This window comes from Kosakonia sp. HypNH10 (genome assembly GCF_029850615.1).
GTDB lineage: Bacteria > Pseudomonadota > Gammaproteobacteria > Enterobacterales > Enterobacteriaceae > Kosakonia > Kosakonia cowanii.
Genome location: NZ_JAOTIU010000011.1, coordinates 59713 through 84615, shown reverse-complemented (window position 1 = coordinate 84615; position 24903 = coordinate 59713). Strand labels below are relative to the sequence as shown.

The window sequence follows — 24903 nt, the reverse complement described above, 5'->3', positions numbered from 1 at the left end:
AAATAAATATGGGATGGCACGCACCATCCCATCGACAAGACAGACGGGAGTAAAGAGCATGCCTAAGTACCGTTCCGCCACCACCACACATGGGCGCAATATGGCGGGTGCCCGCGCGCTGTGGCGCGCTACCGGAATGACCGATGACGATTTCGGTAAGCCGATCATTGCCGTCGTCAACTCGTTTACCCAGTTCGTGCCAGGCCACGTGCATCTGCGCGATCTCGGTAAGCTGGTTGCGGAGCAGATCGAAGCCGCAGGCGGCGTGGCGAAAGAGTTTAATACCATCGCCGTGGATGACGGCATCGCCATGGGTCACGGCGGCATGCTTTACTCTCTGCCTTCGCGCGAACTGATCGCCGACTCCGTTGAATATATGGTGAATGCCCACTGCGCCGACGCGATGGTGTGCATCTCCAACTGCGACAAAATCACGCCGGGGATGTTGATGGCCTCTCTGCGCCTCAACGTTCCGGTCATTTTTGTCTCCGGCGGCCCGATGGAAGCCGGGAAAACCAAACTCTCCGACCAGATCATCAAACTCGATCTGGTAGATGCAATGATTCAGGGTGCTGACCCGAAAGTCTCCGACGATCAGAGCGAGCAGGTTGAGCGCTCCGCCTGCCCGACCTGCGGCTCCTGCTCTGGCATGTTTACCGCCAACTCGATGAACTGCCTGACCGAAGCGCTCGGTCTGTCACAGCCGGGTAACGGCTCGCTGCTGGCCACCCACGCCGACCGCAAAGAGCTCTTTATCAACGCTGGCAAACGCATTGTTGAGCTGACCAAACGTTACTACGAGCAGGACGATGAAACCGCGCTGCCGCGCGCGATCGCCAGCAAAGCAGCGTTTGAAAACGCCATGACGCTGGATATCGCCATGGGCGGCTCCACCAATACCGTGCTGCACCTGCTGGCAGCGGCGCAGGAAGCAGAAATTGATTTCACCATGAGTGATATCGACCGTCTCTCCCGCCATGTGCCGCAGCTGTGCAAAGTGGCACCGAGCACGCAGAAATACCACATGGAAGATGTTCACCGCGCGGGCGGGGTGCTGGGCATTCTGGGCGAGCTGGATCGCGCCGGGCTGCTCAATCGCGAGGTGAAAAACGTGCTTGGCCTGACGCTGCCGCAGACGCTGGAAAAATATGATGTGATGCTGACCGAGGACGAGGCGGTGAAAACCATGTTCCGCGCGGGTCCGGCGGGCATTCGCACCACCCAGGCGTTCTCACAGAATTGCCGCTGGGATACGCTGGATGACGATCGCGCCGAAGGGTGTATCCGCTCCCTTGAGCACGCTTACAGCCAGGAGGGCGGTCTGGCGGTGCTGTACGGCAACTTCGCAGAGAACGGCTGTATCGTTAAGACCGCGGGCGTTGATGACAGCAACCTGACCTTTACCGGCCCGGCAAAAGTGTATGAAAGCCAGGATGCGGCGGTTGAAGCGATCCTCGGCGGGAAAGTGGTCGCGGGCGATGTGGTGGTTATTCGTTATGAAGGGCCGAAAGGCGGGCCGGGCATGCAAGAGATGCTCTATCCGACCAGCTTCCTGAAATCAATGGGCCTCGGCAAAGCGTGCGCGCTGATCACCGACGGTCGTTTCTCTGGCGGCACCTCTGGCCTCTCTATTGGCCACGTTTCACCGGAAGCTGCCAGCGGCGGCAATATCGGTCTGATTGAAGATGGCGACATCATCGCAATTGATATCCCGAACCGTGGGATCCAGCTGCAACTGAGCGACCGCGATCTGGCGGCCCGCCGCGAAGCGCAGGAAGCCCGTGGCGATAAAGCCTGGACCCCGGTTAACCGTGAGCGTCAGGTCTCCTTTGCGCTGCGCGCTTACGCGACTCTCGCTACCAGTGCGGATAAAGGCGCAGTACGCGACAAATCCAAACTGGGAGGTTAATGATGGCCGACGCCCAACCCCTCTCTGCCGCCCCCGAAGGGGCGGAGTATCTGCGCGCCGTGCTGCGCGCGCCGGTCTATGAAGTGGCTCAAGTAACGCCGCTGCAGAAGATGGAGAAGATCTCTGCCCGGCTGGATAACGTTGTGCTGGTGAAGCGGGAAGACCGCCAGCCGGTACACAGCTTTAAGCTGCGCGGAGCTTACGCGATGATCGCCGGCCTGAGCGCGGAGCAGAAAGCCCATGGCGTGATCACCGCTTCGGCGGGCAACCACGCCCAGGGCGTGGCGCTGTCATCCACGCGGCTCGGCATCAAATCGCTGATCGTTATGCCGGTTGCGACGGCGGATATCAAAGTTGACGCAGTGCGCGCGTTTGGCGGCGAAGTGCTGCTTCACGGCGCAAACTTTGACGAAGCGAAGGCCAAAGCGATTGCCCTCTCTCAGCAGCAAGGTTACACCTTTGTGCCGCCGTTCGATCACCCAATGGTGATTGCCGGGCAGGGTACGCTGGCGCTGGAGCTGTTGCAGCAGGATGCGCATATCGATCGCATCTTTGTGCCGGTGGGCGGCGGCGGGCTGGCGGCGGGCGTCGCGGTGTTGATTAAACAGCTGATGCCGCAAATCAAAGTGATTGCTGTAGAAGCGGAAGATTCCGCCTGCCTGAAAGCGGCACTGGACGCCGGTTATCCGGTCGACCTGCCGCGCGTGGGTCTGTTTGCCGAAGGCGTGGCGGTAAAACGCATTGGTGATGAGACCTTCCGGCTCTGCCAGTCCTATCTTGATGACATCATCACCGTCGATAGCGATGCCATCTGCGCGGCAATGAAAGATCTGTTTGAAGATGTCCGCGCGGTGGCGGAGCCGTCAGGCGCGCTGGCGCTGGCGGGGATGAAAAAGTATATCGCCAAACATAACATTCGCGGCGAGCGGCTGGCGCATGTGCTCTCTGGCGCGAACGTCAACTTCCACGGCCTGCGCTATGTCTCCGAGCGCTGCGAGCTGGGCGAACAGCGCGAAGCATTGCTGGCGGTCACCATTCCGGAGGAGAAGGGCAGCTTCCTCAAATTCTGCCAGCTGCTGGGCGGACGCTCAGTGACGGAATTTAACTACCGCTTCGCGGATGCGAAAGATGCCTGCATTTTTGTCGGCGTGCGGCTGAGCCGCGGGCTGGAAGAGCGCAAAGAGATCCTCGCTCTGCTGCATGAAGGCGGCTACAGCGTAGTGGATCTCTCCGATGATGAGATGGCGAAGCTGCACGTGCGCTATATGGTGGGCGGTCGCCCGTCCAAGCCGTTGCAGGAGCGCCTTTACAGCTTCGAGTTCCCGGAGTCGCCAGGCGCGCTGCTGAAATTCCTGCATACGCTGGGCACGCACTGGAATATCTCGCTATTCCACTACCGCAGCCACGGCACCGATTATGGGCGCGTGCTGGCGGCGTTTGAGCTGGGCGAGCATGAGCCGGATTTCGAAACCCGGCTTAATGAGCTGGGCTATGAGTGTCATGATGAGACCCATAACCCGGCATTTCGCTTCTTCCTGGCCGGTTAATGGCCCGGCAGGATCTGCCAGAACGCGTTAATAAGCGGCTCATGCAGCCGCTTTTTTTGTGCGCAGACGCCAAGCTCGAAAGGCGTTTTTTCATCGCTACGCTCAAGGATCATCACGCGATTGCGCACCGGTTCAGGGCTATTCTCCAGCACTACTTCCGGGATTAACGCCACGCCACAGCCGAGGGCGACCATGGAGACCATCGCTTCATGACCGCCGACGGTGGCATAAATCGACGGATTGCTGATTTTATGGCGGCGGAACCAGAGCTCAATACGGCGGCGCACCGGCCCCTGATCCGGCAGAATAAACGGCACCGTCGACCAGTCCGGATCGGGCTGCGAGACCTGGTTGCGTACCGGGCAGGGCAGCGCCGGGGCAATCAGCACGACCGTGAGATTCTCCAGCATCGAAAAGGCCACGGCACCAGGCAGCGTCTCCGGTTTGCCGGCAATCGCCAGATCCGCTTCGCCGGTCACCACTTTTTCCATCGCATCGGCGGCATCGCCGGTAGAGAGCTTAATTTCTACCGACGGGTGTTCCGCGCGAAAGCGATCGAGTATCGGCGGTAAATGGCTATACGCCGCGGTCACAGAACAGAAGAGATGCAGTTCGCCGGAGAGCGAAGGGCCTTGCTGATCGAGCGTGTGTCGCAGCTGCTGATACTGCAATAACGTCTGCTGGGCGAAAACCCGCAGCTCTTCGCCCGCTTCGGTCAGCGTGACGGTGCGGTTATCACGCACAAAGAGCGGTTGGCCGAGATCCTCTTCCAGCCGCTGGATCTGGCGCGAAAGTGTCGAGGGGCTGACGTGCATGGCGCGCGCGCTGCGGCCAAAATGGCGGCTCTCGGCCAGGTGCAGAAACATTTTCAGATCGCGTAAATCCATGAGACCCGCTCCACAAAATTACATTGCAAAAATTGCAATGTCACATTGTTAATATATCAATTTAAGCAACGCATTTCCTGACATATAGTGGGTTCAACCTCGCGCAACAGCGAATCGAACAATAAGCACGACACAACATCTACGGAGTACACCATGGCTAACTACTTTAATACACTGAACCTGCGCCAGCAGCTGGCGCAGCTGGGCAAATGTCGCTTTATGACGCGTGAAGAATTTGCTGATGGCGCAAGCTACCTTCAGGGTAAAAAAGTGGTCATCGTCGGCTGTGGCGCACAGGGTCTCAACCAGGGGCTGAATATGCGTGACTCCGGCCTGGATATCGCTTACGCCCTGCGTGCGGAAGCGATCGCCGAGAAGCGCGCCTCCTGGCGTAAAGCGACTGAAAACGGTTTTAAAGTCGGCACTTACGAAGAGCTGATCCCGCAGGCGGATCTGGTGGTAAACCTGACGCCGGACAAACAGCACTCTGACGTTGTGCGTACGGTTCAGCCGCTGATGAAAGATGGCGCGGCGCTCGGTTACTCCCATGGTTTCAACATCGTCGAAGTGGGCGAGCAGATCCGTAAAGATATCACCGTGGTGATGGTGGCGCCGAAGTGCCCGGGTACCGAAGTGCGCGAAGAGTATAAGCGTGGTTTCGGCGTGCCGACGCTGATTGCGGTTCACCCGGAAAACGATCCGAAAGGCGAAGGCATGGCAATTGCCAAAGCCTGGGCCGCAGCGACCGGCGGTCATCGCGCTGGCGTGCTGGAATCCTCCTTTGTTGCCGAAGTGAAATCTGACCTGATGGGCGAGCAAACCATCCTCTGCGGCATGCTGCAGGCGGGTTCGCTGCTCTGCTTTGACAAGCTGGTGGCGGAAGGTACCGATCCGGCCTATGCGGAAAAACTGATCCAGTTCGGCTGGGAGACCATTACCGAAGCGCTGAAGCAGGGCGGTATCACGCTGATGATGGATCGCCTCTCCAATCCGGCGAAACTGCGTGCTTACGCGCTCTCCGAGCAGCTGAAAGGCATTATGGCACCGCTGTTCCAGAAGCATATGGATGACATCATCTCCGGCGAATTCTCCTCCGGCATGATGGCTGACTGGGCGAATGACGATAAGAAACTGCTGACCTGGCGCGAAGAGACCGGTAAAACCGCCTTTGAAACCGCGCCGCAGTATGAAGGCAAAATCAGCGAGCAGGAGTACTTCGACAAAGGCGTACTGATGATCGCGATGGTGAAAGCGGGCGTTGAGCTGGCATTCGAAACCATGGTCGCTTCCGGCATCATCGAAGAGTCGGCGTACTACGAGTCTCTGCACGAGCTGCCGCTGATCGCCAACACCATCGCGCGTAAGCGTCTGTACGAAATGAACGTGGTGATCTCCGATACCGCTGAGTACGGTAACTACCTCTTCTCATATGCCTGTGTGCCGCTGCTGAAAGAGTTTATGACGACGCTGCAGACCGGCGACCTGGGCAAAGCGATTGCTGAAGGTGCGGTTGATAACGCGCAGCTGCGCGATGTGAACGAAGCGATTCGCAGCCATGAGATTGAGAAAGTGGGTCACAAACTGCGTGGATATATGAAAGATATGAAGCGTATCGCCGTCGCAGGTTGATTTCGCAGAACAGGAACAGAAGCCCGGTAAATGCTACCGGGCTTTTTTATTAGTTGCGGTACAGCACTTTGATGATGTGGTAACCGAACTGGGTGTGCAGCGGGCCGGTTGGCTCCAGCACCGGGCATGAGAAGACCACTTTATCGAACGCCGGAACCATCTGGCCCTGGCGGAATTCACCTAAGTGACCGCCCTTTTTGCCTGACGGGCAGATAGAGTGCTTTTTCGCCAGCTTCTCGAAATCGCCGCCGTTTTTGATCTGCTCCAGCAGGTCCAGCGCCAGTTTCTCTTCTTTAACAAGGATATGCAGTGCTGCTGCAGTTTTTGCCATGATCGTGCCTTGAGTGAGGTTATTGAGGCTGGCTATACTACCACGCCTTTATACACTTCGGCCTTCAGCCTGCTTCTTTGTTGGCCCGTCGTCGCCTTGCCGAATCGGTATATTTTCCCTGACTTTCATTGAGTGATGTTTCTTTATGCGTTTAAACCCCGGACAACAACAAGCCGTCGAATTTGTCACCGGACCTTGCCTGGTGCTTGCAGGCGCGGGATCCGGTAAAACACGCGTGATCACCAATAAGATCGCCCACCTGATCCGCGGCTGCGGCTATCAGGCGAAGCATATTGCCGCCGTCACCTTTACCAATAAAGCGGCGCGCGAAATGAAAGAGCGCGTGGCGCAGACATTGGGTCGCAAAGAGGCGCGCGGCTTGATGATCTCCACCTTCCATACGCTGGGCCTGACCATCATCAAGCGCGAATATGCTGCGCTTGGCATGAAAGCCAACTTCTCGCTGTTTGACGATACCGATCAGGTGGCGCTGCTCAAAGATCTTACCGAAGGGGTGATCGATGACGATAAGGTTGTGCTGCAACAGCTGATCTCGACGATCTCCAACTGGAAAAACGATCTTCTGACGCCACAGCAGGCTGCCGCGCAGGCAGCGGGCGAGCGGGATCGCATTTTCGCGCACTGCTATGGTCTGTACGACGCGCATATGAAGGCGTGTAACGTTCTCGACTTTGACGATCTGATTTTGCTCCCGACGCTGCTGTTACAGCGCAATGAAGAGGTGCGCGAGCGCTGGCAGAACAAAATCCGCTATCTGCTGGTGGATGAGTATCAGGACACCAACACCAGCCAGTATGAGCTGGTAAAACTGCTGGTGGGCCAGCGCGCTCGCTTTACGGTGGTGGGGGATGACGATCAGTCGATCTACTCCTGGCGTGGCGCGCGTCCGCAAAACCTCGTTCTGCTAAGCCAGGATTTCCCTGCGTTACAGGTGGTGAAGCTGGAGCAGAACTACCGCTCTTCCGGGCGCATTCTGAAAGCGGCCAACATTCTTATTGCCAATAATCCGCACGTTTTTGAAAAGCGGCTCTTTTCGGAACTGGGCTACGGCACCGAGTTAAAAGTCCTCAGCGCCAACCATGAAGAGCATGAGGCGGAGCGCGTTACCGGCGAGCTGATCGCCCATCACTTCATCAATAAAACGCAATATAAGGATTATGCGATCCTTTATCGCGGCAACCACCAGTCGCGCGTGTTTGAAAAATTCCTGATGCAGAACCGTATTCCTTACAAAATTTCCGGCGGCACGTCGTTCTTCTCACGCCCGGAAATTAAGGATCTGCTCGCTTACCTGCGCGTACTTACCAATAGCGATGATGACAGCGCTTTTCTGCGCATCGTTAATACGCCGAAGCGCGAGATTGGTTCCGCCACGCTGCAAAAGCTGGGCGAGTGGGCGATGGTGCGCAATAAGAGCCTGTTTGCCGCCAGCTTTGATGTCGGCCTTAACCAGACGCTGACCGGGCGCGGTTATGAAGCGTTAACGCGCTTCACCCAATGGCTCGGCGAGATCCAGCGCCTGGCAGAGCGTGAGCCGATCGCGGCGGTGCGAGATTTGATTCACGGCATTGATTACGAATCCTGGCTATTTGAAACCTCGCCCAGCCCGAAAGCCGCTGAAATGCGGATGAAAAACGTCAATACGCTGTTTGGCTGGATGACCGAAATGCTCGAAGGTAACGAGCTGGATGAAGCGATGACGCTGGCCGAAGTGGTCACGCGCTTTACCCTGCGCGATATGATGGAGCGCGGCGAAAGCGATGATGAATCGGATCAGGTGCAGTTAATGACCCTTCACGCCTCAAAAGGCCTCGAGTTCCCCTATGTCTTTTTAGTCGGCATGGAGGAGGGGCTGCTGCCGCACCAGAGCAGTATTGATGAGGACAACGTCGATGAAGAGCGTCGTCTGGCTTATGTGGGCATTACCCGCGCGCAAAAAGAGCTGATCTTTACCCTGTGCAAAGAGCGTCGCCAGTATGGCGAGCTGGTGCGCCCGGAGCCGAGCCGCTTCTTACTGGAACTGCCGCAGGACGATCTCATCTGGGAGCAGGAGCGTAAAGTTATCAGCGCTGAAGAGCGGATGCATAAAGGCCAGGCCAACGTTGCCAATATTCGCGCCATGCTGGCAAAAGCGAAGGGCCAATAAAATAAGCGGAAGCTTCCAGAGTAATTATCGGGAAGCTTCTGTTTTTATTTCCTTAAATATTATTCAGAATTTTGTTTTCTATTAAAGCATATTTATTGCATGTCTAATTCTCTTCGATATTAATCGTGACCCTCTTCGCACTCTTATTAAATGTAGGGATATATTCCGTATAATCTTTGACATTATCAAATGGCGCTTGTAGTTTAATTTATGTCACATCTCTGCTGTATATCAGTTATTTATATTTTCTGTCTAAACATGTTTATAAGGATATAAATATGAACGAAAGCCTCGATCACTTTCTTCGGTCATTAATTGATAAGCTAACGGATTATGATACCGCAGAGCTTAATCACGATACCCCCATCGAAGCGCTGGAGCTGGTTAGCCTTGACTTTGTGACTATCAAAGTCGAAGCGAAAAAGGTGTTTGGCATTGATATCGATTTGAATGCATTAGCGCAGTCGCAGCCCGAAACATACGGCGATTTAATCGGCTATTTGCAAAAAAACGCTCTTCGGGGGGAATAAAATGGACGCAGGTGCATATCAGGGACAACGCGTTGTTATTACAGGCTATGGTGCCATTTGCTCATTAGGCGAGAATAGCGAGCAAATATGGCAAGCGATACGCGATAAAAAAACAGGCTATGAAATATGGGACGATCCGGGAAAAGGCGTCGGCGCTAAATTCTTCGGTCGGGTTAATTCTCCCCTAAATCTCTCTCGCTTCTCGAGAAAAGTCCTTAAAAACGCCCCGCGTTTTGCCGAGCTCGGCCTGATTGCCGCGGATGAAGCCATCACCATGGCCTTTGGTAACGAGCAGGATATCTTTTCCCACTACGATCCGTGCGACTGCGGCGTCATCTTTGGTACCGGCTGGGCGGGGTTTGATTGCTCAACCATCAACTATTATGCCTATTCCGATCCCCACTCGCTGGCCGCATCGGCGCATAGCTGTTTTCACTCGATGCCGAGCATTGGCACCTCACTTATCACCGTCAACTGGAAGCTCAGGGGCTATCAAAATAGCCCGGTTGCCGCCTGTGCCACGGGCAATATCGCCATCGGCGATGCCTATGAAATTATTAAAAGTGGAAAAGCACGGATGATGATTGCCGGCGGCGGCGAGAGCCTGATGCAGCCTTTTACCGTCTGGTCTGTCGACATTCTTGGTGCCTTGTCGAAAGAGCAGCAAGATGTTGTTAAGGCCTGCTGTCCTTTCAGTCTCGACAGAAGCGGGTTCATCCTCTCCGAGGGTGCCGCGACCGTCTGTCTTGAGCGGCTGGAAGATGCGCTGGCGCGTAATGCGACTATTTATGGTGAAGTGGTGGGCTATGCGAATCACAGCGATGCTTACGTCAATCTCACGGCGCCTGCGCCGGATCTTATTGGCAGAGTAACCACCATCCAGCGGGCGATGGCGTATGCCGGGCTTGGGGTTGAGGACATTGACTATATCAATGCTCACGGTACTTCGACGCCGATGAATGATTACAACGAAACGCTGGTGCTAAAAGAGGTATTTGGCGAGCGCGCGCATGCTATTCCGGTTTCCAGCACCAAATCCTATACGGGGCATCTTATTGCCGCGGCTGGCGGGGCGGAAACGATCTTCTGCCTGAAAAGTATGGCCGATCGGATGATCCCGGCAACGATAAATCTTCAGCGCCCGGACCCGCAGTGCGATCTCAACTACGTCCCTAATAATCATCTTTTCGGTCAAAAACTAGATCATGTCATCAACGTGAATTACGGCTTTGGTGGGGCAAACAGCTGTCTGGTACTGAAGAGGTTCTCCGCATGATAAGACGCTATGGCGCGCAGGATATCGAGCGGTGGGCGCAATTTTCCGGCGATCGCAATCGTGTTCACTTTGATAAAGACTTTGCGATAAAAAATGGCCTGAAAGATATTATCGTGCAGGGCATGCTCCCTTTGCTTGATGCAAAGTTACTGCTGGCGGATAGCCTCGACCAAACCTCTGTGCTCAACTTCTATATTAAAAAGCCGGTGCCAATCGATACCGATGTTCAGATGAGCATAAAGTGTGAGAGCGGGAAGAGAAGTGTTGCGGTTAAAGTGAGTGATGATCCGAATAGCTCTATTACGGCGGCGGTTTTGCTGCAAAAGCCGCCGGATCGCCCCGTATGCGCCTATCCTGCGGCAGTGAGCGAGCAAACTATCCAGACGCATCTTGAACAATTGCGACTCTGTTATCCACATATCACCCATCAATGGGTCATGTTTGATACCCTGCTGTTTTCAATTTCTTTTAATCAACGGAAAGATGACTATTTTAAAAAGCAGGCTGAGAAAATAGCTAAATTTCATTCTCTAGAGAATATTACGACATACCATGTAGCGAATAAGATATTTATCCACCAGCGGTTAATTACCGGAGGCGAATTAAGTTATTCCGATCTCAGGTATCTGATCGAAGATAAAGATATCTATATCGATCAGGACTCTGCTTACAACACCTTTACTATTCATGTACTGGAGAATGATGAGATTATTTTCCAGTCCTCTATCGATTGTTTAACCAGGGTCTACGATCGCACGCAGGAAAGTTAAAGGATTAACAAAATGGGTAATAAGAAATGGGTTTTAGTCACGGCAGGCAGCCGTGGCATCGGGGCTGCTATTGTCAAAGAGCTGGTGCGGCAAGATTATCACGTTGTTTTCACCTATAAAAATAATAGCGCGCTTGCGGCCGTGCTGATGCATTCACTCAACGTTGATCACGAGGTTTGCTGGTGCTACCCCTGTGATGTCTCGAGCGTTGACTCGGTGAAAGCGCTCAGTGAAATATTACGTAAAAATCATGGTACCCCCTACGCCATTATTAATAATGCCGGGATTACCAAAGATGCGCTCAGTTTTACCATGAGCCTCGATGACTGGCTGGATGTAATTAATACCAACCTCAACTCGCTCTTTTATCTCAATCACTGTTTGCTTAATGAGATGTTAATGCAGAGAGATGGCTGCATTATCAATATTAATTCGGTTGCTGGCTTACGCGGCAATATTGGCCAGGCGAACTATTCAGCATCAAAATCCGCGCAGTATGGCTTTACCAAAACGCTGGCCCGGGAAGTGGGAAATTTTAATATTCGCGTGAACTGTATCGCGCCGGGTCCGGTGAAAACCGACATGCTTTCGGCGCTCCCGGAAAAAGCCGTTTCGCAGCTAGTCAAAATGACCCCGCTCAGAAAGCTGGGTCAGCCCGAAGATGTGGCGCTCATGGTTGCTTTTCTGCTCGGTAGAGGCGGGAAACATATTACCGGACAGACCTTTGTTATCGACGGCGGCTTGTCCATTTGATCAGGACGTTCAAATGAAGAGGAAAAGAGTATGGATCTTAAATTAAGAGCGGTACCGCAAGAAGTGTATGGCGTGATGGAGTTGAACGAGAATTTTAATTATCTGTGGAACCCCGACCCCGTCTCTTCGCTTATTGGTCTTGGCACATCCTATGTGCTGGAGTTTTTCGAATTCTACGGGGAGCGCATTGGTGATTACTACGATGAGTTTATTCCGGAGTCGCCGCAAAAGGATGAGCGCTTCGCCCTGTTTGTGACGCAGGAAAAAAGGCATGCGGCGGCACACCGGAAACTCAATAACTTTATTACCAAGAGCATCGCTCCGCCGGTCCGGGAGAAGTTCCATCCCCGCGTTTATGATTTTCTGTACGGTGCTTATAAAGAGATGGCCGAGCCGATTATCGGCGGCATCGAGCGTGATAAGGCCAACGGCAAAAAAGCCGATGGTGCATTTTTTAAAGAGGCGGTACGCAGCATCGCGATATTTGAAAGCCAGGTGTGCATGACCGGGCTCTCTTTCTTTGAAAACCTGTTTGAAAACGGCCGCTTTGAACTGGTGAGTAATCTCTCTGGCAACCTCGGCGTGCTCTATTTACTGGGCTATCACTACACCGAAGAGATGGAGCACTGCTGCGTTTCGATCGAAGCGTTCGAAACCATTTATCAGGAGAAAGTCTGGACCCACGCCTTAGTCGATCAACATATCCACAGCCGCAACCTGCTTGCCAGCCAGGTTCTGCTTTCGACCCTGCATGTCGCCAGAATGCTTAACCAGCAACTCACCGTTGAGCAGATCACTAACAGCGTGGCCTACCAGTATCGTGAGCAGATGGCGAAGAAATACATTGTTGAAGGATTCAATGCCAGAGAGCCGGAGATCCTGGCTCGCCGTAAATCACTGGTCGAACGCTGGGACAACGAGTGGGAACCGCGTTTGTTAGAGAAGATCGGGCAGCGTATTCGCGCAGGTGCCCGAGGATAACGTTCTACTCTCGCTGATGCCTGACGCGCGTTGGGCATCAGCGATAACATGCGGAAGAGTGATGATGACGCAGACCAGCCAGATGCAGCACTTTGTCAGCCATGACAATCAGCAAATACCTTACCAGCTCTTTCCGGCGCGCTCGCAAAATGGACCTGCGGCGGCCATCGTGCTGTTGTATCACAACGTGGATCTCAAAGAGAAAATAGCCGCGCTCGGGTTGCCGGAGTGTACCTTTTTCGCTGTCGATTTTGCACCCGGCAAGCTCGACGCAGAGACGACCGATGGCTCATCGGCGCTCTCGCTACAAAGTTATTATTTTCAGCAGTTTATTGAGCATATCACCGCGCAGCACGGGCTACGAACGCAGGATGTTGCTCTGGTTGCGCACCGGGAGTGCGCCGTGATTATTGCCGCCTGGATGGTCGATTATGCCCCGGACATCCGCTCCGTTACGCTCTTCTCACCACGCTTTTTACTGCGAAAACGCGATCTCTTATTCGAACTGCTTACAAAGCCAAAGGCATGGAACACGCTGCGCGATCTGCGCTATACCAGCCAACGTATTTTTCGCAGCCTGTTTGCCTGGCCGACGCCGACGCAGCTTGTGCTCACGCAAAGCGATCGCAGAGCCGCTGCGGGTACGCTGATGACCTTTTACGCTAATCTCGGTAGCAGCACAAAAACGGTGTTAATGATGCCGGATAGCGGCTTCGGCTGCCCAGGACAGCTATGGGATAAGAGCGTGCTGGCCCAGACACGCACCTTTTTGCGGCTGCACTTCTCTCAACATCATCCGGTGCCTTCGCTATTTGATTCCTGGCAGCAGGGCGCAACATGGGAGGAGTATGAGAGGTTACGTATGCCGGAAAAAGGTCTGTTACGGCGCGGCTACTGGAGGCTGGCGAATCTTGCGCTGCGCGCCATGGGGCACTTCTCATCAGGGATTCGGCTAGGGCTGGAAACCGGCTTCGACTCCGGCGCTTCGCTGGAGTATGTCTACCAAAATCAACCGACGGGTAAAGGCGCTGTGGGCAGAGCAGTTGACCGCTACTATCTCAATACGCTTGGCTGGCGCTGTACGCGACAACGCAAACAACATGTTGAAGCGCTGATCGTGATGGCGGCATCGCTGCTTGCGCAGCAGGGTCAGACGGTGCGCCTGTTGGATATCGCCGCCGGTCAGGGACGCTATATTCTCGACGCTATCGAAAACATTGAGCCTCCGGTAGAACATCTTCTGCTGCGCGATTTTGATGCTGCCAACGTGGAGGAGGGGAACCGTCTCCTGCTACAGCGAGAGTTAAATGAGCGCGCGCGCTTCGAGCAGGGCGACGCTTTTTCGCCTGCCGATCTCGCGACATTGCCTGCCGATCGTACTTTGGCGGTGGTGTCAGGGCTCTATGAACTCTTCAGCGACAACAACCTGGTGCTGGCATCGCTCAATGGCCTCGCTAACGCGGTGAAGAAAGGGGGATATCTGGTTTATACGACCAAGTTGTGGAACCCAAAACTGGCGCTGATGGCGCGCGTATTGCCCAGCCACCAAAAAGGGGCGTTCTGGTTACTGCGTCGGCGCTCCCAGCGCGAGATCGATCAGATGGTGAAGCGTGCCGGTTTTGCCAAAGTGACTCAGCGGGTAGATGGCTGGGGATTGTTCAGCGTTACGCTGGCAAAAAAGGTGAGGTAGGGTAATCGATTTATCGCCGCGAAAGGACTTCGCGGCAATAGATTCAGGCTGTTAGCGAATAATCAGCGCCCAGTGAACGTAGCTTTGCCACTGGCTCTCCTGATCGATCAGTTCTGCGCCCAGCGGATGGTTCGCCAGCCAGCCCTGCGGCAGCGCCAGCGTGAGCTGTTCACCCTGCGCGGTGACGGAGATTTCCGGCAGCAAATCATCACGACGACGGCTGGCGAAAATAATCGCCAGGCGCAGCAAGCGGCAGAGATGCTCCGCCACGCGTGGTGGGACGGCGTTTTGCTGATGCAGAGAGGAGAGATCGACCGCATTAGTCTGGTTAAGCAGCAGCGTAGCGAGCAGCTTTTTCTGCGCGGGGGTAAAGCCCGGCAAATCAAGGTTACGCACCAGCCAGGCGGCATGAAGCGGTGCCTGCTTAAATTCAATGCTTAAGCCGATTTCATGCAGTTCGCAGGCGACATGCAGGATTTCAGTGCTGTAGGCGTCTAAATCCCAGCTTGTCGAAACGCTTTGGGCAAATCGCTCTGCCAGCATCGAGACGCGTCTCGACTGATCGATATCCACCATAAACCGGCGCTGGATGTTGCGCAGGGTACGGCTGCGAATATCCTGATCAACCGCCAGATGAAGCATGCCGTAAACCAGTCCTTCGCGCAGCGCACCGCCGGCGAGAGTCATGCTCTCAATGTTCATTTCGGTGAAAATGGCGATCAGAATGGCGAGGCCGCTGGGAAAGACCAGTGCGCGCTCAAGCGTCAGCCCTTCAATCTCCAGCTCTTCAAGCCGCCCGCACTGGATCGCGCGCTGCTTAAGCTGCTGGAGTTTGGCAAGGGTGATGCGCTCATCCATGCCCTGCGCCATCATAATCTCTTGCAGCGCCTGCACGGTGCCGGACGCGCCGACACACACTTTCCAGCCGTGGCGACGAAGCTCATCCGCGACCGGACGCAGCACTTCGCGCGCCGCCTGCTCTGCGGTGTCGAAATTCTCCTGCGCCAGATGACGATCGGTGAAATAGCGCTCCAGCCAGGTGACGCAGCCCATCGACAGGCTAAACAGCGAGGTCGTTTGCGCCCCGGTGCCGGTCACAAGTTCCGTGCTTGCGCCACCAATATCGACTACCAGGCGCTGATCCGCGCCGCCGGTGGTGTGGGCAACGCCCTGGTAAATCAGACGCGCTTCTTCTTCGCCGCTGATCACCTGTACCGGACAGCCGAGGATCTCCTGCGCTTTGTCGAGAAACTCATGCGCATTGACGGCCAGACGCAGCGTGGCGGTCGCCACCACGCGGATCTGCTGTTGCGGGATATCTTGCAGACGTTCGGAAAAGAGGCGCAGACACTGCCAGCCGCGTTCCATCGCCTCCTGAGAGAGGCGATTGTCCTGGCTCAGGCCCGCCGCGAGGCGGACTTTGCGTTTAATACGCGACAGAGTCTGGATACTGCCAGCCACCTCGCGCACAACCAGCATATGAAAACTGTTGGAACCGAGATCAATAGCTGCGTAGAGCGAGGCGGAACCGAGCATAGTAATTAACCTGAACGACGACGATTACGCGGCGCGCCACCACCACTACGGCGCGGACCATTAGCCGGGCGAGAACGCGTCAGGCGTTTCGGCGGCGGCAGTTCGCTGAGCAGCGCATCCGGGTTGTATTTGCTGACCGGAATAGAGTGACCAATATAGGTCTCAATCGCCGGCAGGTTCAGCGCGTACTCTTCACACGCGAGGCTGATCGAGTTGCCGCTGGCACCCGCGCGACCGGTACGGCCGATACGGTGAACGTAATCTTCGCAGTCATCCGGCAGATCGTAGTTAAAGACGTGCGTTACAGCCGGAATATGCAGGCCACGCGCCGCGACGTCTGTCGCAACCAGGATATCAAGATCGCCACGGGTGAACTCATCCAGGATACGCAGGCGTTTCTTCTGCGCCACGTCGCCCGTCAGCAGGCCAACGCGATGACCATCGGCGGCCAGGCTGCCCCAGATCTGCTCACAGCGGTGTTTGGTATTGGCGAAAACAATGGCGCGATCCGGCCACTCTTCTTCAATCAGGGTCTGCAGCAGACGCATTTTCTCGTCGTTAGACGGGTAGAAAAGCTCTTCTTTAATGCGGTGGCCGGTTTTCTGTTCCGGTTCCACTTCAACATATTCTGCGTTGTTCATCTGCTCGAATGCCAGTTCACGCACGCGGTAAGAGAGCGTAGCGGAGAAGAGCATATTGAGGCGCTGATCGGTTGCCGGCATACGGCGGAACAGCCAGCGGATATCTTTAATAAAGCCCAGATCGTACATGCGATCGGCTTCGTCCAGCACCACGACCTGAATCGCGCCCAGGTTAATATGGTTCTGTTTGGTGTAATCGATCATACGACCCGTGGTGCCGATAAGAATATCGACGCCGCTTTCCAGCACTTTCAGCTGTTTGTCGTAGCCATCACCGCCGTAAGCCAGACCCAGCTTCAGCCCTGTCGACTGTGCCAGCGGCTCTGCATCGGCGTGAATTTGCACCGCAAGTTCACGTGTCGGCGCCATGATAATCGCGCGCGGCTGGTTAACTTTACGGTCTTCGATTGCAGGGTGAGAGAGGAGATAATGAAACGTTGACGTTAAAAACGCCATCGTTTTACCGGTACCGGTTTGCGCCTGACCTGCAACATCACGACCCGCCAGCGTCAGCGGAAGGGCGAGAGCCTGAATAGGCGTGCAATTATGAAAGCCTTTAGTTTCAAGGGCTTCTATCACTTTTGGGTGCAGGGCGAAGTCGGAAAACTTCTGTTCTGTTAAATGTGTTTTGCTCATAGTGTGGTAGAATATCAGCTTACTATTGCTTTACGAAAGCGTATCCGGTGAAATAAAGTCAACCTTTAGTTGGCTATTGTGGCATCAACACGTTGCTGTTTTATGCTACACCAACATGCCAGGCTTATTCCTGTGGAGTTATATATGAGCGATAAAATTATTCACCTGACTGACGATAGTTTTGACACGGATGTACTCAAAGCGGACGGGCTTGTGCTCGTTGATTTCTGGGCAGAGTGGTGTGGACCGTGCAAAATGATCGCCCCGATTCTGGATGAGATCGCTAATGAGTACGAAGGCAAGTTGACCATTGCGAAACTGAACATCGACCAGAACCCAGGCACCGCGCCGAAGTATGGTATCCGTGGCATCCCGACCCTGCTGCTGTTCAAAAACGGCGAAGTGGCGGCGACCAAAGTGGGCGCACTGTCCAAAGGTCAGTTGAAAGAGTTCCTGGACGCTAACCTGGCGTAATTCCAGACTCGCATCGGTGCGGCCAGCTCTCCTAAATTGCCAGGATTGCTGGACGCCCGACCCCAGCCGTGCTAATTTAGTTTTGACTTCGTTCTAAACATATCTATAGTTGTTTGAACCTTGCATTACCCCAATACTTCCCGCTGAGCATCTCAGCCGCGTTGAGAAGTAGACAGATTCCGGGCTTGTCGCTCATTCCGTCTTATCGTTTCAGTTCTGCGTACTCTCCTGTGACCAGGCACCGATTAGACATGAGTTGATGGCCGCTAACAGGCATGGATGACCCTGCCATACCATTCACAACATTAAGTTCGAGTATCACCCCGAGTTTAAGAACCCACACCATTATGAATCTTACCGAATTAAAGAATACGCCGGTTTCTGAGCTTATCACTCTCGGCGAAAATATGGGGCTGGAAAACCTGGCCCGTATGCGCAAACAGGACATCATTTTCGCCATCCTGAAGCAGCACGCAAAGAGTGGCGAAGATATCTTCGGCGACGGTGTGCTGGAGATTCTGCAGGATGGATTTGGTTTCCTCCGCTCCGCAGACAGCTCCTACCTTGCCGGTCCCGACGACATCTACGTATCCCCCAGCCAAATCCGCCGTTTCAACCTCCGCACCGGTGACACCATTTCAGGTAAGATTCGCCCACCTAAAGAAGGTGAACGTTACTTTGCACTGCTGAAAGTTAACGAGGTGAACTACGATAAACCGGAAAATGCGCGCAATAAGATTCTGTTTGAGAACTTAACGCCGCTGCATGCGAACTCTCGTCTGCGTATGGAACGCGGTAACGGCTCTACTGAAGATTTAACTGCACGCGTTCTTGATCTGGCCTCGCCGATCGGTCGTGGTCAGCGTGGTCTGATTGTGGCACCGCCGAAAGCCGGTAAAACCATGCTGCTGCAGAACATCGCGCAGAGCATCGCTTACAACCATCCTGACTGCGTGCTGATGGTGCTGCTGATTGATGAACGTCCGGAAGAAGTGACGGAAATGCAGCGCCTGGTGAAAGGCGAAGTGGTTGCGTCAACCTTCGACGAACCGGCTTCCCGCCATGTGCAGGTTGCTGAAATGGTTATCGAAAAAGCGAAACGCCTGGTTGAGCATAAGAAAGATGTCATTATCCTTCTCGACTCCATCACCCGTCTGGCGCGTGCGTACAACACCGTTGTTCCGGCTTCCGGTAAAGTGTTGACCGGTGGTGTGGATGCGAACGCCCTGCACCGTCCGAAGCGTTTCTTCGGTGCTGCGCGTAACGTGGAAGAGGGCGGTAGCCTGACCATCATCGCCACTGCGCTTATCGATACCGGTTCGAAGATGGATGAAGTGATTTACGAAGAGTTTAAAGGCACCGGTAACATGGAGCTGCACCTCTCACGTAAAATCGCGGAAAAACGCGTATTCCCGGCGATTGATTACAACCGCTCCGGTACCCGTAAAGAAGAGCTGCTCACCACGCAGGAAGAGCTGCAGAAAATGTGGATCCTGCGCAAAATCATTCACCCGATGGGTGAGATTGACGCGATGGAGTTCCTCATCAACAAGCTGGCCATGACGAAGACCAATGATGAGTTCTTCGACATGATGAAGCGCTCTTAATTTAAATAAACCCCCGAAGCGCCACGTTTTTACGTGGCGTTTTTCATTGGTGGGCTATACGCTATATGCACTGGAACAGGCTTTATCCAGGGCTGGCGGGACCGGATAGGTTATTGATCTTCAAAATATCTGCTGGTTTAAAAGAAAAAAATAATATCAGCGTAAGGCTCGCTTTCTCCTTTTATGGGCCATAGCTCTGTCGTTATACTGTTAGGATAAACATTAGCTGAGAGCATGCATTGTGAATCTACTCACTGCTTTTACTGAATTATTCAGTATTTTTTTGTTTACTATGCTTTTCTTATTTGTTGCGCGCAAAGTAGCAAAACGGATCGGTCTGGTTGACAAGCCCAACTTCCGTAAGCGTCACCAGGGATTGATACCACTGGTTGGTGGCATCTCGGTCTATGCGGGCATCTGCTTTACCTTTGGGATCACAAATTATTATATTCCTCACGCCGCTCTCTATCTTCTTTGCGCCGGCGTGCTGGTTTTAATTGGTGCGCTGGACGATCGCTTCGATATCAGCGTTAAATTCCGTGCTTCTGTTCAGGCCCTGGTCGCCGTCGTGATGATGGTGGTCGGTAAGCTCTATCTCAGCAGCCTTGGCTACATCTTCGGCTCATGGGAGATGGTGCTCGGCCCGTTCGGTTACCTGCTTACGCTCTTTGCCGTGTGGGCCGCGATCAACGCCTTTAATATGGTCGACGGTATCGACGGCTTGCTTGGCGGACTCTCCTGCGTGTCGTTTGCCGCGATTGGCTTCATTCTGTGGTTCGATGGTCAATCAAGCCTCGCGCTGTGGTGTTTCGCCATGATTGCCGCCATCTTGCCCTACATTCTGCTTAACCTGGGCGCGCTTGGGCGTCGCTATAAAGTCTTTATGGGTGATGCCGGGAGTACGCTCATCGGCTTTACCGTGATTTGGATTTTACTGGAAACTACGCAGGGCAAAACTCACCCTATTAGCCCGGTGACGGCGCTGTGGATAATCGCCATTCCGCTGATGGATATGGTGGCGATTATGTACCGTCGCCTGCGCAAAGGCATGAGTCCTTTCTCTCCCGATCGCCAACATATTCACCATCTGATCATGCGCGCTGGCTTTACCTCTCGTCAGGCATTCGTTCTCATTACGCTTGCCGCTGCGCTGCTGGCAACGATTGGCGTGACTGCGGAATATCTTCATTTGGTCCCTGAATGGGTGATGTTGGCATTATTCTTGCTAGCATTCTTTCTGTATGGCTACTGTATTAAGCGCGCATGGAAAGTGGCGCGTTTTATCAAACGGATCAAACGCAGAATGCGCCGTAGCAGAGGTCAAAAATCAACACTAACCAAGTAAAATCGGGAAAGCGATGATTCAACAAGCGTCGGAAACACCTTCAGCTGTTACGGAAAATGAACTGGATATTCGGGGTTTGTTTCGTACTTTGTGGGCAGGAAAATTTTGGATTGCTGGCGTAGCGCTGCTCTTCTCTTTGCTGGCGCTGGTCTGGACCTTTTTTGCTCCCCAGGAGTGGGGAGCCACCGCTGTTACCGACCGCCCAACCGTCAACATGCTTGGCGGTTACTACTCTCAGCAGCAATTTCTGCGCAACCTGGATGTTAAAGCGAACCTTGCGCCAGCAGAGCAAGTTTCTGTCATGGATGAGGCGTATAAAGAGTTCATCATGCAGCTTGCTGCCTGGGACACGCGTCGTGATTTCTGGTCGCAAACCGACTATTACAAGCAGCGCCGTGTCGGCAACAGCAAAGCGGATGCCGCGATGCTTGACGACCTCATCAACAATATTCAGTACACGCCAGGTGATGCCGTGCGCAACCAGAATGACAACGTCAAGCTGATCGCCGAAACCGCGCCGGACGCGAACAATCTGCTGCGTCAATACATTGCTTTCGCCAGCCAGCGCGCCGCCAGCCATCTGAATGATGAACTGAAAGGTGCATGGGCTGCGCGTACTATTCAGATGAAAGCGCAGGTGAAACGTCAGGAAGAGGTGGCGAAAGCTATCTACAAACGGCGCGTCCACAATGTTGAGCAGGCGCTGAAAATCGCTGAGCAAAACAATATCTCGCGCAATGTGACCGATATTCCGACAGATGAACTGCCGGATTCTGAACTCTTTATGCTTGGTCGCCCGATGCTGCAGGCACGTCTGGAAAACCTGCAGGCGGTGGGGCCGCAATACGATCTGGACTATGATCAAAATCGGGCGATGCTGAATACTCTCAACGTCGGCCCGACGCTGGATCCGCGTTTTCAGACCTATCGATATCTGCGTACACCGGAAGAGCCGGTGAAACGCGACAGCCCGCGTCGTGCTTTCCTGATGATTATGTGGGGAATTGTCGGTGCGTTAACCGGAGCTGGGGTGGCGTTAGCACGTCGCCGTTCGAACTAAACGCCGTCTGAGATGGGGGCGCTATGCCTCCATCCTCTAATTAAAGAGAATCGTTGTGAAAGTACTGACCGTATTCGGCACGCGACCAGAAGCCATCAAAATGGCACCGCTGGTTCATGCGCTGGCAAAGGATCCTGACTTTGAGGCAAGAGTTTGCGTCACTGCACAGCATCGGGAGATGCTCGATCAGGTGCTGAACCTCTTTTCTATCGTCCCGGATTACGATCTAAATATTATGCGTCCCGGGCAGGGGCTGACCGAAATTACCTGCGGCATCTTGCAGGGATTAAAACCCATTCTTGAAGCATTTCGTCCGGATGTCGTGCTGGTTCACGGCGATACCACTACCACTATTGCTGCAAGCCTCGCCGCGTTTTATCAACGCATACCCGTGGGGCATGTGGAGGCGGGTCTGCGCACCGGCGATCTCTCCTCACCCTGGCCGGAAGAGGCTAACCGCACGCTGACGGGTCATCTGGCGATGTACCACTTCGCGCCGACGGAGAACTCCCGGCAAAATCTACGCCGGGAAAATGTCGCCGATGAGCGCATTTTTGTTACCGGCAATACGGTGATTGATGCGCTCTTCTGGGTACGCGATAGCGTGATGAACAACCCCGCGCAATATGAGGCGCTGGCAGCCCGTTACCCGTTCCTTGATGCAAAGAAAAAGCTGGTGCTGGTTACCGGCCATCGCCGGGAGAGCTTCGGCCAGGGCTTCGAGCAGATTTGTCACGCGCTGGCAGATATCGCTGCCCGGCATGACGATGTCCAGATTGTTTATCCCGTGCACCTCAATCCTAACGTCAGCGAGCCGGTAAACCGCATTCTCGGGCCGGTTGAAAATGTCTTTTTGATTGAGCCGCAGGACTATTTACCCTTCATGTGGTTGATGAACCATGCCTGGCTGATCCTGACGGACTCCGGCGGTATTCAGGAGGAGGCGCCTTCACTGGGTAAACCGGTGCTGGTGATGCGTGATACGACCGAGCGGCCAGAGGCCGTAGATGCCGGGACCGTAAAACTGGTGGGTACCGATCGCCAGCGCATCGTGGATGAGGTCACGCTCCTGCTTAATGACAATGAAGCATGGCAGACCATGAGCCGCGCGCACAACCCTTACGGGGATGGGCAGGCTTGTGGCCGAATTTTGCACGCACTTAAACACAATCAGGTAACACTATGAGCTTTACAACCATTTCCGTGATTGGCCTCGGCTACATTGGCCTGCCTACCGCAGCGGCTTTTGCTTCCCGGCAGAAGCAGGTCGTGGGGGTGGATATCAACGCGCGCGCCGTGGAGACCATTAATCGTGGTGAGATCCACATCGTTGAGCCGGAACTGGATAGCGTAGTAAAAGCGGCGGTGGAGGGCGGTTACCTGCGCGCCAGCACCACGCCTGTTGCGGCAGACGCCTACCTGATTGCGGTGCCGACACCGTTTAAAGGCGATCACGAGCCGGATATGGCCTACGTTGAAGCGGCAGCTAAATCCATTGCGCCCGTGCTGCATAAAGGCGCGCTGGTGATCCTCGAATCGACCTCGCCGGTTGGCGCGACGGAGCAGATGGCACAGTGGCTCGCCGAGGCGCGCCCGGATCTCACCTTCCCTCAGCAGGCTGGCGAGCAGGCGGACGTCAATATCGCCTACTGCCCGGAGCGCGTGCTGCCGGGGCAGGTGATGGTCGAACTGATTAAAAATGACCGCGTGATTGGCGGCATGACACCCAAGTGTTCTGCCCGCGCCAGCGAGCTTTATAAAATCTTCCTTGAAGGCGAGTGTGTGGTCACTAACGCCCGCACCGCTGAGATGTGCAAGCTGACGGAAAACAGCTTCCGCGACGTTAACATCGCTTTTGCCAATGAACTGTCGCTGATTTGCGCCGATCAGGGGATCAACGTCTGGGAGCTGATCCGCCTGGCGAACCGCCATCCGCGCGTCAATATCCTGCAGCCCGGCCCGGGCGTTGGCGGTCACTGTATCGCGGTCGATCCGTGGTTTATCGTGGCGCAGAACCCCGATCAGGCAAGGCTTATCCGTACTGCGCGTGAAGTGAACGATCACAAACCGCACTGGGTGCTGAACCAGGTGAAAGCCACGGTCGCCGATTGCCTGACCGCCACTGGCAAGCGCGCCAGCGAGGTTAAAATTGCCTGCTTCGGGCTGGCGTTTAAACCAAACATTGACGATCTGCGTGAAAGCCCGGCGATGGAGATCGCGCACGACATCGCCCAGTGGCACAGCGGCCAAACGCTGGTCGTCGAACCAAATATCGACACGCTGCCGGAGAAAATGGCCGGGCACAGCACGCTGGTTAATACCCAGGATGCGCTGGCGCAGGCCGATGTGCTGGTGATGCTGGTCGACCATAAGCAGTTTAAAGCAGTCGATGCCGCCACCATTTCGCAGCCGTGGGTCGTTGATACCAAAGGCGTCTGGCGCTGAGGACATAGTATGTCTGTACATGGCACGATAGATGAGCTGGCATGGGAAAGCGCCTTTTTTGGCGTGCGCAGTGGGATTATTCGTCTGAATTCTTCCGCGCCCGCGCTCACCGGCGCAGATTTTGCACAGTGGGAACGCCTGCAGGTGAAATTGCCCGCCGCGCAAACCCATCAGCTTGATGCCCTGCAACAGCAGGGTTTCCAACTGGTCGAAGGTGAGATCGATTTACTGCTGCCGGTTGCTGCACAGGGTATCGATCCCGTCGCCACTGTGGCAGATGAAAGCGATATTCCCGCGCTGCGCCAGATGGCGGCTGAGATGTTTGTCCAGAGCCGCTTTCGCGCGCCCTGGTATGCGCCTGATGCGAGCGGTCGTTTCTATGCGCAGTGGATTGAAAATGCGGTAAAGGGTCTTTTCGACCACCAGTGTCTGATCTTCCGCGCGCAGGACGATGCAATTAGCGGTTTTGTCTCCCTTCGCCAGCTTAATGAGCACGAGGCGCGTATTGGCCTGCTCGGCGGACGCGGTATGGGCGAGAAACTGATGCAGGCGGCGTGCCAGTGGGCGCGAGCGCGGCAGTTAGCGCACGTGCGTGTGGCGACCCAGCTCGGGAATACTGCCGCGCTTAAACGATATATTCAGAGCGGCGCGAATGTAGAAAGCACCGCCTTATGGCTATACAGGTAACG

The 24903-nt window shown here is 54.7% G+C and carries 22 protein-coding genes; 18 read left to right on the top strand and 4 right to left on the bottom strand.

All coding sequences use genetic code 11. The annotated features are described in order from the left end of the window. Positions 1-58: 58 nt before the first annotated feature. Both ilvD and ilvA read left to right on the top strand, forming a co-directional pair. A complete protein-coding gene (gene ilvD, locus N7V53_RS21605; RefSeq protein WP_023479566.1) occupies positions 59-1909 on the top strand; it encodes a dihydroxy-acid dehydratase in 1851 nt (616 codons plus the stop codon). A gap of 2 nt (positions 1910-1911) precedes the next feature. Beyond that, positions 1912-3456: a threonine ammonia-lyase, biosynthetic gene (ilvA, locus tag N7V53_RS21600; RefSeq protein ID WP_279794897.1), complete on the top strand. Its 1545-nt coding sequence runs from the start codon at positions 1912-1914 to the stop codon at positions 3454-3456. Here ilvA and ilvY read toward each other — a convergent pair. Continuing rightward, positions 3453-4343 carry an HTH-type transcriptional activator IlvY gene (gene ilvY, locus N7V53_RS21595; RefSeq protein WP_124970897.1) on the bottom strand — a complete coding sequence of 297 codons (891 nt, stop codon included), beginning with the start codon at positions 4341-4343 and terminating at the stop codon, positions 3453-3455. The genes ilvA and ilvY overlap by 4 nt on opposite strands. Before the next feature lie 153 nt (positions 4344-4496). Between ilvY and ilvC the strand changes: the two genes are divergently transcribed. Next, positions 4497-5972, top strand: a complete 1476-nt coding sequence (ilvC, locus tag N7V53_RS21590; RefSeq protein WP_023479616.1) for a ketol-acid reductoisomerase — start codon at positions 4497-4499, stop codon at positions 5970-5972. 49 nt (positions 5973-6021) lie between these two features. On the opposite strand, the gene ppiC is transcribed toward ilvC, so the two are convergent. After that, entirely contained in the window at positions 6022-6303 is a 282-nt protein-coding gene (ppiC, locus tag N7V53_RS21585) for a peptidylprolyl isomerase PpiC (RefSeq protein WP_001140255.1), read from the bottom strand. Positions 6304-6448: 145 nt separating this feature from the next. Here ppiC and rep point away from each other — a divergent pair, with 145 nt between their 5' ends. The 7 genes from rep (at position 6449) to N7V53_RS21550 (ending at position 14470) form a co-directional block, all read left to right on the top strand. Next, positions 6449-8470 carry a DNA helicase Rep gene (gene rep, locus N7V53_RS21580; RefSeq protein ID WP_023479546.1) on the top strand — a complete coding sequence of 674 codons (2022 nt, stop codon included), beginning with the start codon at positions 6449-6451 and terminating at the stop codon, positions 8468-8470. Positions 8471-8748: 278 nt separating this feature from the next. Continuing rightward, complete coding sequence (locus N7V53_RS21575) at positions 8749-9000, top strand: acyl carrier protein (protein WP_279794891.1); 252 nt, start codon at positions 8749-8751, stop codon at positions 8998-9000. Position 9001: 1 nt separating this feature from the next. Further along, positions 9002-10276 carry a beta-ketoacyl-[acyl-carrier-protein] synthase family protein gene (locus N7V53_RS21570; RefSeq protein WP_279794889.1) on the top strand — a complete coding sequence of 425 codons (1275 nt, stop codon included), beginning with the start codon at positions 9002-9004 and terminating at the stop codon, positions 10274-10276. Next, positions 10273-11046: a MaoC/PaaZ C-terminal domain-containing protein gene (locus tag N7V53_RS21565; RefSeq protein ID WP_279794887.1), complete on the top strand. Its 774-nt coding sequence runs from the start codon at positions 10273-10275 to the stop codon at positions 11044-11046. Before N7V53_RS21570 ends, N7V53_RS21565 begins: the two co-directional genes overlap by 4 nt. Before the next feature lie 12 nt (positions 11047-11058). Next, the gene (gene fabG / locus N7V53_RS21560; protein ID WP_279794885.1) at positions 11059-11799 is read left to right on the top strand and encodes a 3-oxoacyl-ACP reductase FabG; all 741 of its coding nucleotides are present in this window, start codon (positions 11059-11061) and stop codon (positions 11797-11799) included. Between the two features lie 30 nt (positions 11800-11829). Continuing rightward, entirely contained in the window at positions 11830-12780 is a 951-nt protein-coding gene (locus tag N7V53_RS21555) for a hypothetical protein (protein ID WP_279794884.1), read from the top strand. 61 nt (positions 12781-12841) lie between these two features. Further along, positions 12842-14470, top strand: a complete 1629-nt coding sequence (locus N7V53_RS21550) for a class I SAM-dependent methyltransferase family protein (RefSeq protein WP_279794883.1) — start codon at positions 12842-12844, stop codon at positions 14468-14470. Positions 14471-14521: 51 nt separating this feature from the next. Here the strand turns inward: N7V53_RS21550 and ppx are convergent, their stop codons facing one another. Continuing rightward, positions 14522-16006: an exopolyphosphatase gene (gene ppx / locus N7V53_RS21545; RefSeq protein ID WP_023479571.1), complete on the bottom strand. Its 1485-nt coding sequence runs from the start codon at positions 16004-16006 to the stop codon at positions 14522-14524. A gap of 5 nt (positions 16007-16011) precedes the next feature. Continuing rightward, complete coding sequence (gene rhlB, locus N7V53_RS21540; protein WP_023479570.1) at positions 16012-17283, bottom strand: ATP-dependent RNA helicase RhlB; 1272 nt, start codon at positions 17281-17283, stop codon at positions 16012-16014. Positions 17284-17427: 144 nt separating this feature from the next. Here rhlB and trxA point away from each other — a divergent pair, with 144 nt between their 5' ends. The 8 genes from trxA to rffC all read left to right on the top strand — a co-directional run bounded on the left by trxA (position 17428) and on the right by rffC (position 24901). Further along, positions 17428-17757 carry a thioredoxin TrxA gene (trxA, locus tag N7V53_RS21535; RefSeq protein ID WP_023479590.1) on the top strand — a complete coding sequence of 110 codons (330 nt, stop codon included), beginning with the start codon at positions 17428-17430 and terminating at the stop codon, positions 17755-17757. 161 nt (positions 17758-17918) lie between these two features. Further along, the gene (locus N7V53_RS21530) at positions 17919-18017 is read left to right on the top strand and encodes a rho operon leader peptide (RefSeq protein ID WP_124971653.1); all 99 of its coding nucleotides are present in this window, start codon (positions 17919-17921) and stop codon (positions 18015-18017) included. Positions 18018-18104: 87 nt separating this feature from the next. Further along, a complete protein-coding gene (gene rho, locus N7V53_RS21525) occupies positions 18105-19364 on the top strand; it encodes a transcription termination factor Rho (RefSeq protein WP_023479599.1) in 1260 nt (419 codons plus the stop codon). A gap of 241 nt (positions 19365-19605) precedes the next feature. Continuing rightward, positions 19606-20709, top strand: a complete 1104-nt coding sequence (gene wecA, locus N7V53_RS21520; protein ID WP_279794880.1) for a UDP-N-acetylglucosamine--undecaprenyl-phosphate N-acetylglucosaminephosphotransferase — start codon at positions 19606-19608, stop codon at positions 20707-20709. 13 nt (positions 20710-20722) lie between these two features. After that, a complete protein-coding gene (gene wzzE / locus N7V53_RS21515; RefSeq protein ID WP_023479608.1) occupies positions 20723-21769 on the top strand; it encodes an ECA polysaccharide chain length modulation protein in 1047 nt (348 codons plus the stop codon). Positions 21770-21824: 55 nt separating this feature from the next. Continuing rightward, entirely contained in the window at positions 21825-22955 is a 1131-nt protein-coding gene (gene wecB / locus N7V53_RS21510; RefSeq protein WP_023479595.1) for a UDP-N-acetylglucosamine 2-epimerase (non-hydrolyzing), read from the top strand. Then, positions 22952-24214 carry a UDP-N-acetyl-D-mannosamine dehydrogenase gene (gene wecC / locus N7V53_RS21505; RefSeq protein WP_279794878.1) on the top strand — a complete coding sequence of 421 codons (1263 nt, stop codon included), beginning with the start codon at positions 22952-22954 and terminating at the stop codon, positions 24212-24214. Before wecB ends, wecC begins: the two co-directional genes overlap by 4 nt. A gap of 9 nt (positions 24215-24223) precedes the next feature. Continuing rightward, complete coding sequence (gene rffC, locus N7V53_RS21500) at positions 24224-24901, top strand: dTDP-4-amino-4,6-dideoxy-D-galactose acyltransferase (RefSeq protein ID WP_279794877.1); 678 nt, start codon at positions 24224-24226, stop codon at positions 24899-24901. Positions 24902-24903 lie beyond the last annotated feature (2 nt).

What these genes read in the sequence shown, in the direction of transcription:
- ilvD (WP_023479566.1), top strand. Translation starts at nt 59, where the DNA reads ATGCCTAAGTACCGTTCCGCCACCACCACACATGGGCGCAATATGGCG.
- ilvA (WP_279794897.1), top strand. Translation starts at nt 1,912, where the DNA reads ATGGCCGACGCCCAACCCCTCTCTGCCGCCCCCGAAGGGGCGGAGTAT.
- ilvY (WP_124970897.1), bottom strand. Translation starts at nt 4,343, where the DNA reads ATGGATTTACGCGATCTGAAAATGTTTCTGCACCTGGCCGAGAGCCGC.
- ilvC (WP_023479616.1), top strand. Translation starts at nt 4,497, where the DNA reads ATGGCTAACTACTTTAATACACTGAACCTGCGCCAGCAGCTGGCGCAG.
- ppiC (WP_001140255.1), bottom strand. Translation starts at nt 6,303, where the DNA reads ATGGCAAAAACTGCAGCAGCACTGCATATCCTTGTTAAAGAAGAGAAA.
- rep (WP_023479546.1), top strand. Translation starts at nt 6,449, where the DNA reads ATGCGTTTAAACCCCGGACAACAACAAGCCGTCGAATTTGTCACCGGA.
- N7V53_RS21575 (WP_279794891.1), top strand. Translation starts at nt 8,749, where the DNA reads ATGAACGAAAGCCTCGATCACTTTCTTCGGTCATTAATTGATAAGCTA.
- N7V53_RS21570 (WP_279794889.1), top strand. Translation starts at nt 9,002, where the DNA reads ATGGACGCAGGTGCATATCAGGGACAACGCGTTGTTATTACAGGCTAT.
- N7V53_RS21565 (WP_279794887.1), top strand. Translation starts at nt 10,273, where the DNA reads ATGATAAGACGCTATGGCGCGCAGGATATCGAGCGGTGGGCGCAATTT.
- fabG (WP_279794885.1), top strand. Translation starts at nt 11,059, where the DNA reads ATGGGTAATAAGAAATGGGTTTTAGTCACGGCAGGCAGCCGTGGCATC.
- N7V53_RS21555 (WP_279794884.1), top strand. Translation starts at nt 11,830, where the DNA reads ATGGATCTTAAATTAAGAGCGGTACCGCAAGAAGTGTATGGCGTGATG.
- N7V53_RS21550 (WP_279794883.1), top strand. Translation starts at nt 12,842, where the DNA reads ATGATGACGCAGACCAGCCAGATGCAGCACTTTGTCAGCCATGACAAT.
- ppx (WP_023479571.1), bottom strand. Translation starts at nt 16,006, where the DNA reads ATGCTCGGTTCCGCCTCGCTCTACGCAGCTATTGATCTCGGTTCCAAC.
- rhlB (WP_023479570.1), bottom strand. Translation starts at nt 17,283, where the DNA reads ATGAGCAAAACACATTTAACAGAACAGAAGTTTTCCGACTTCGCCCTG.
- trxA (WP_023479590.1), top strand. Translation starts at nt 17,428, where the DNA reads ATGAGCGATAAAATTATTCACCTGACTGACGATAGTTTTGACACGGAT.
- rho (WP_023479599.1), top strand. Translation starts at nt 18,105, where the DNA reads ATGAATCTTACCGAATTAAAGAATACGCCGGTTTCTGAGCTTATCACT.
- wzzE (WP_023479608.1), top strand. Translation starts at nt 20,723, where the DNA reads ATGATTCAACAAGCGTCGGAAACACCTTCAGCTGTTACGGAAAATGAA.
- wecC (WP_279794878.1), top strand. Translation starts at nt 22,952, where the DNA reads ATGAGCTTTACAACCATTTCCGTGATTGGCCTCGGCTACATTGGCCTG.
- rffC (WP_279794877.1), top strand. Translation starts at nt 24,224, where the DNA reads ATGTCTGTACATGGCACGATAGATGAGCTGGCATGGGAAAGCGCCTTT.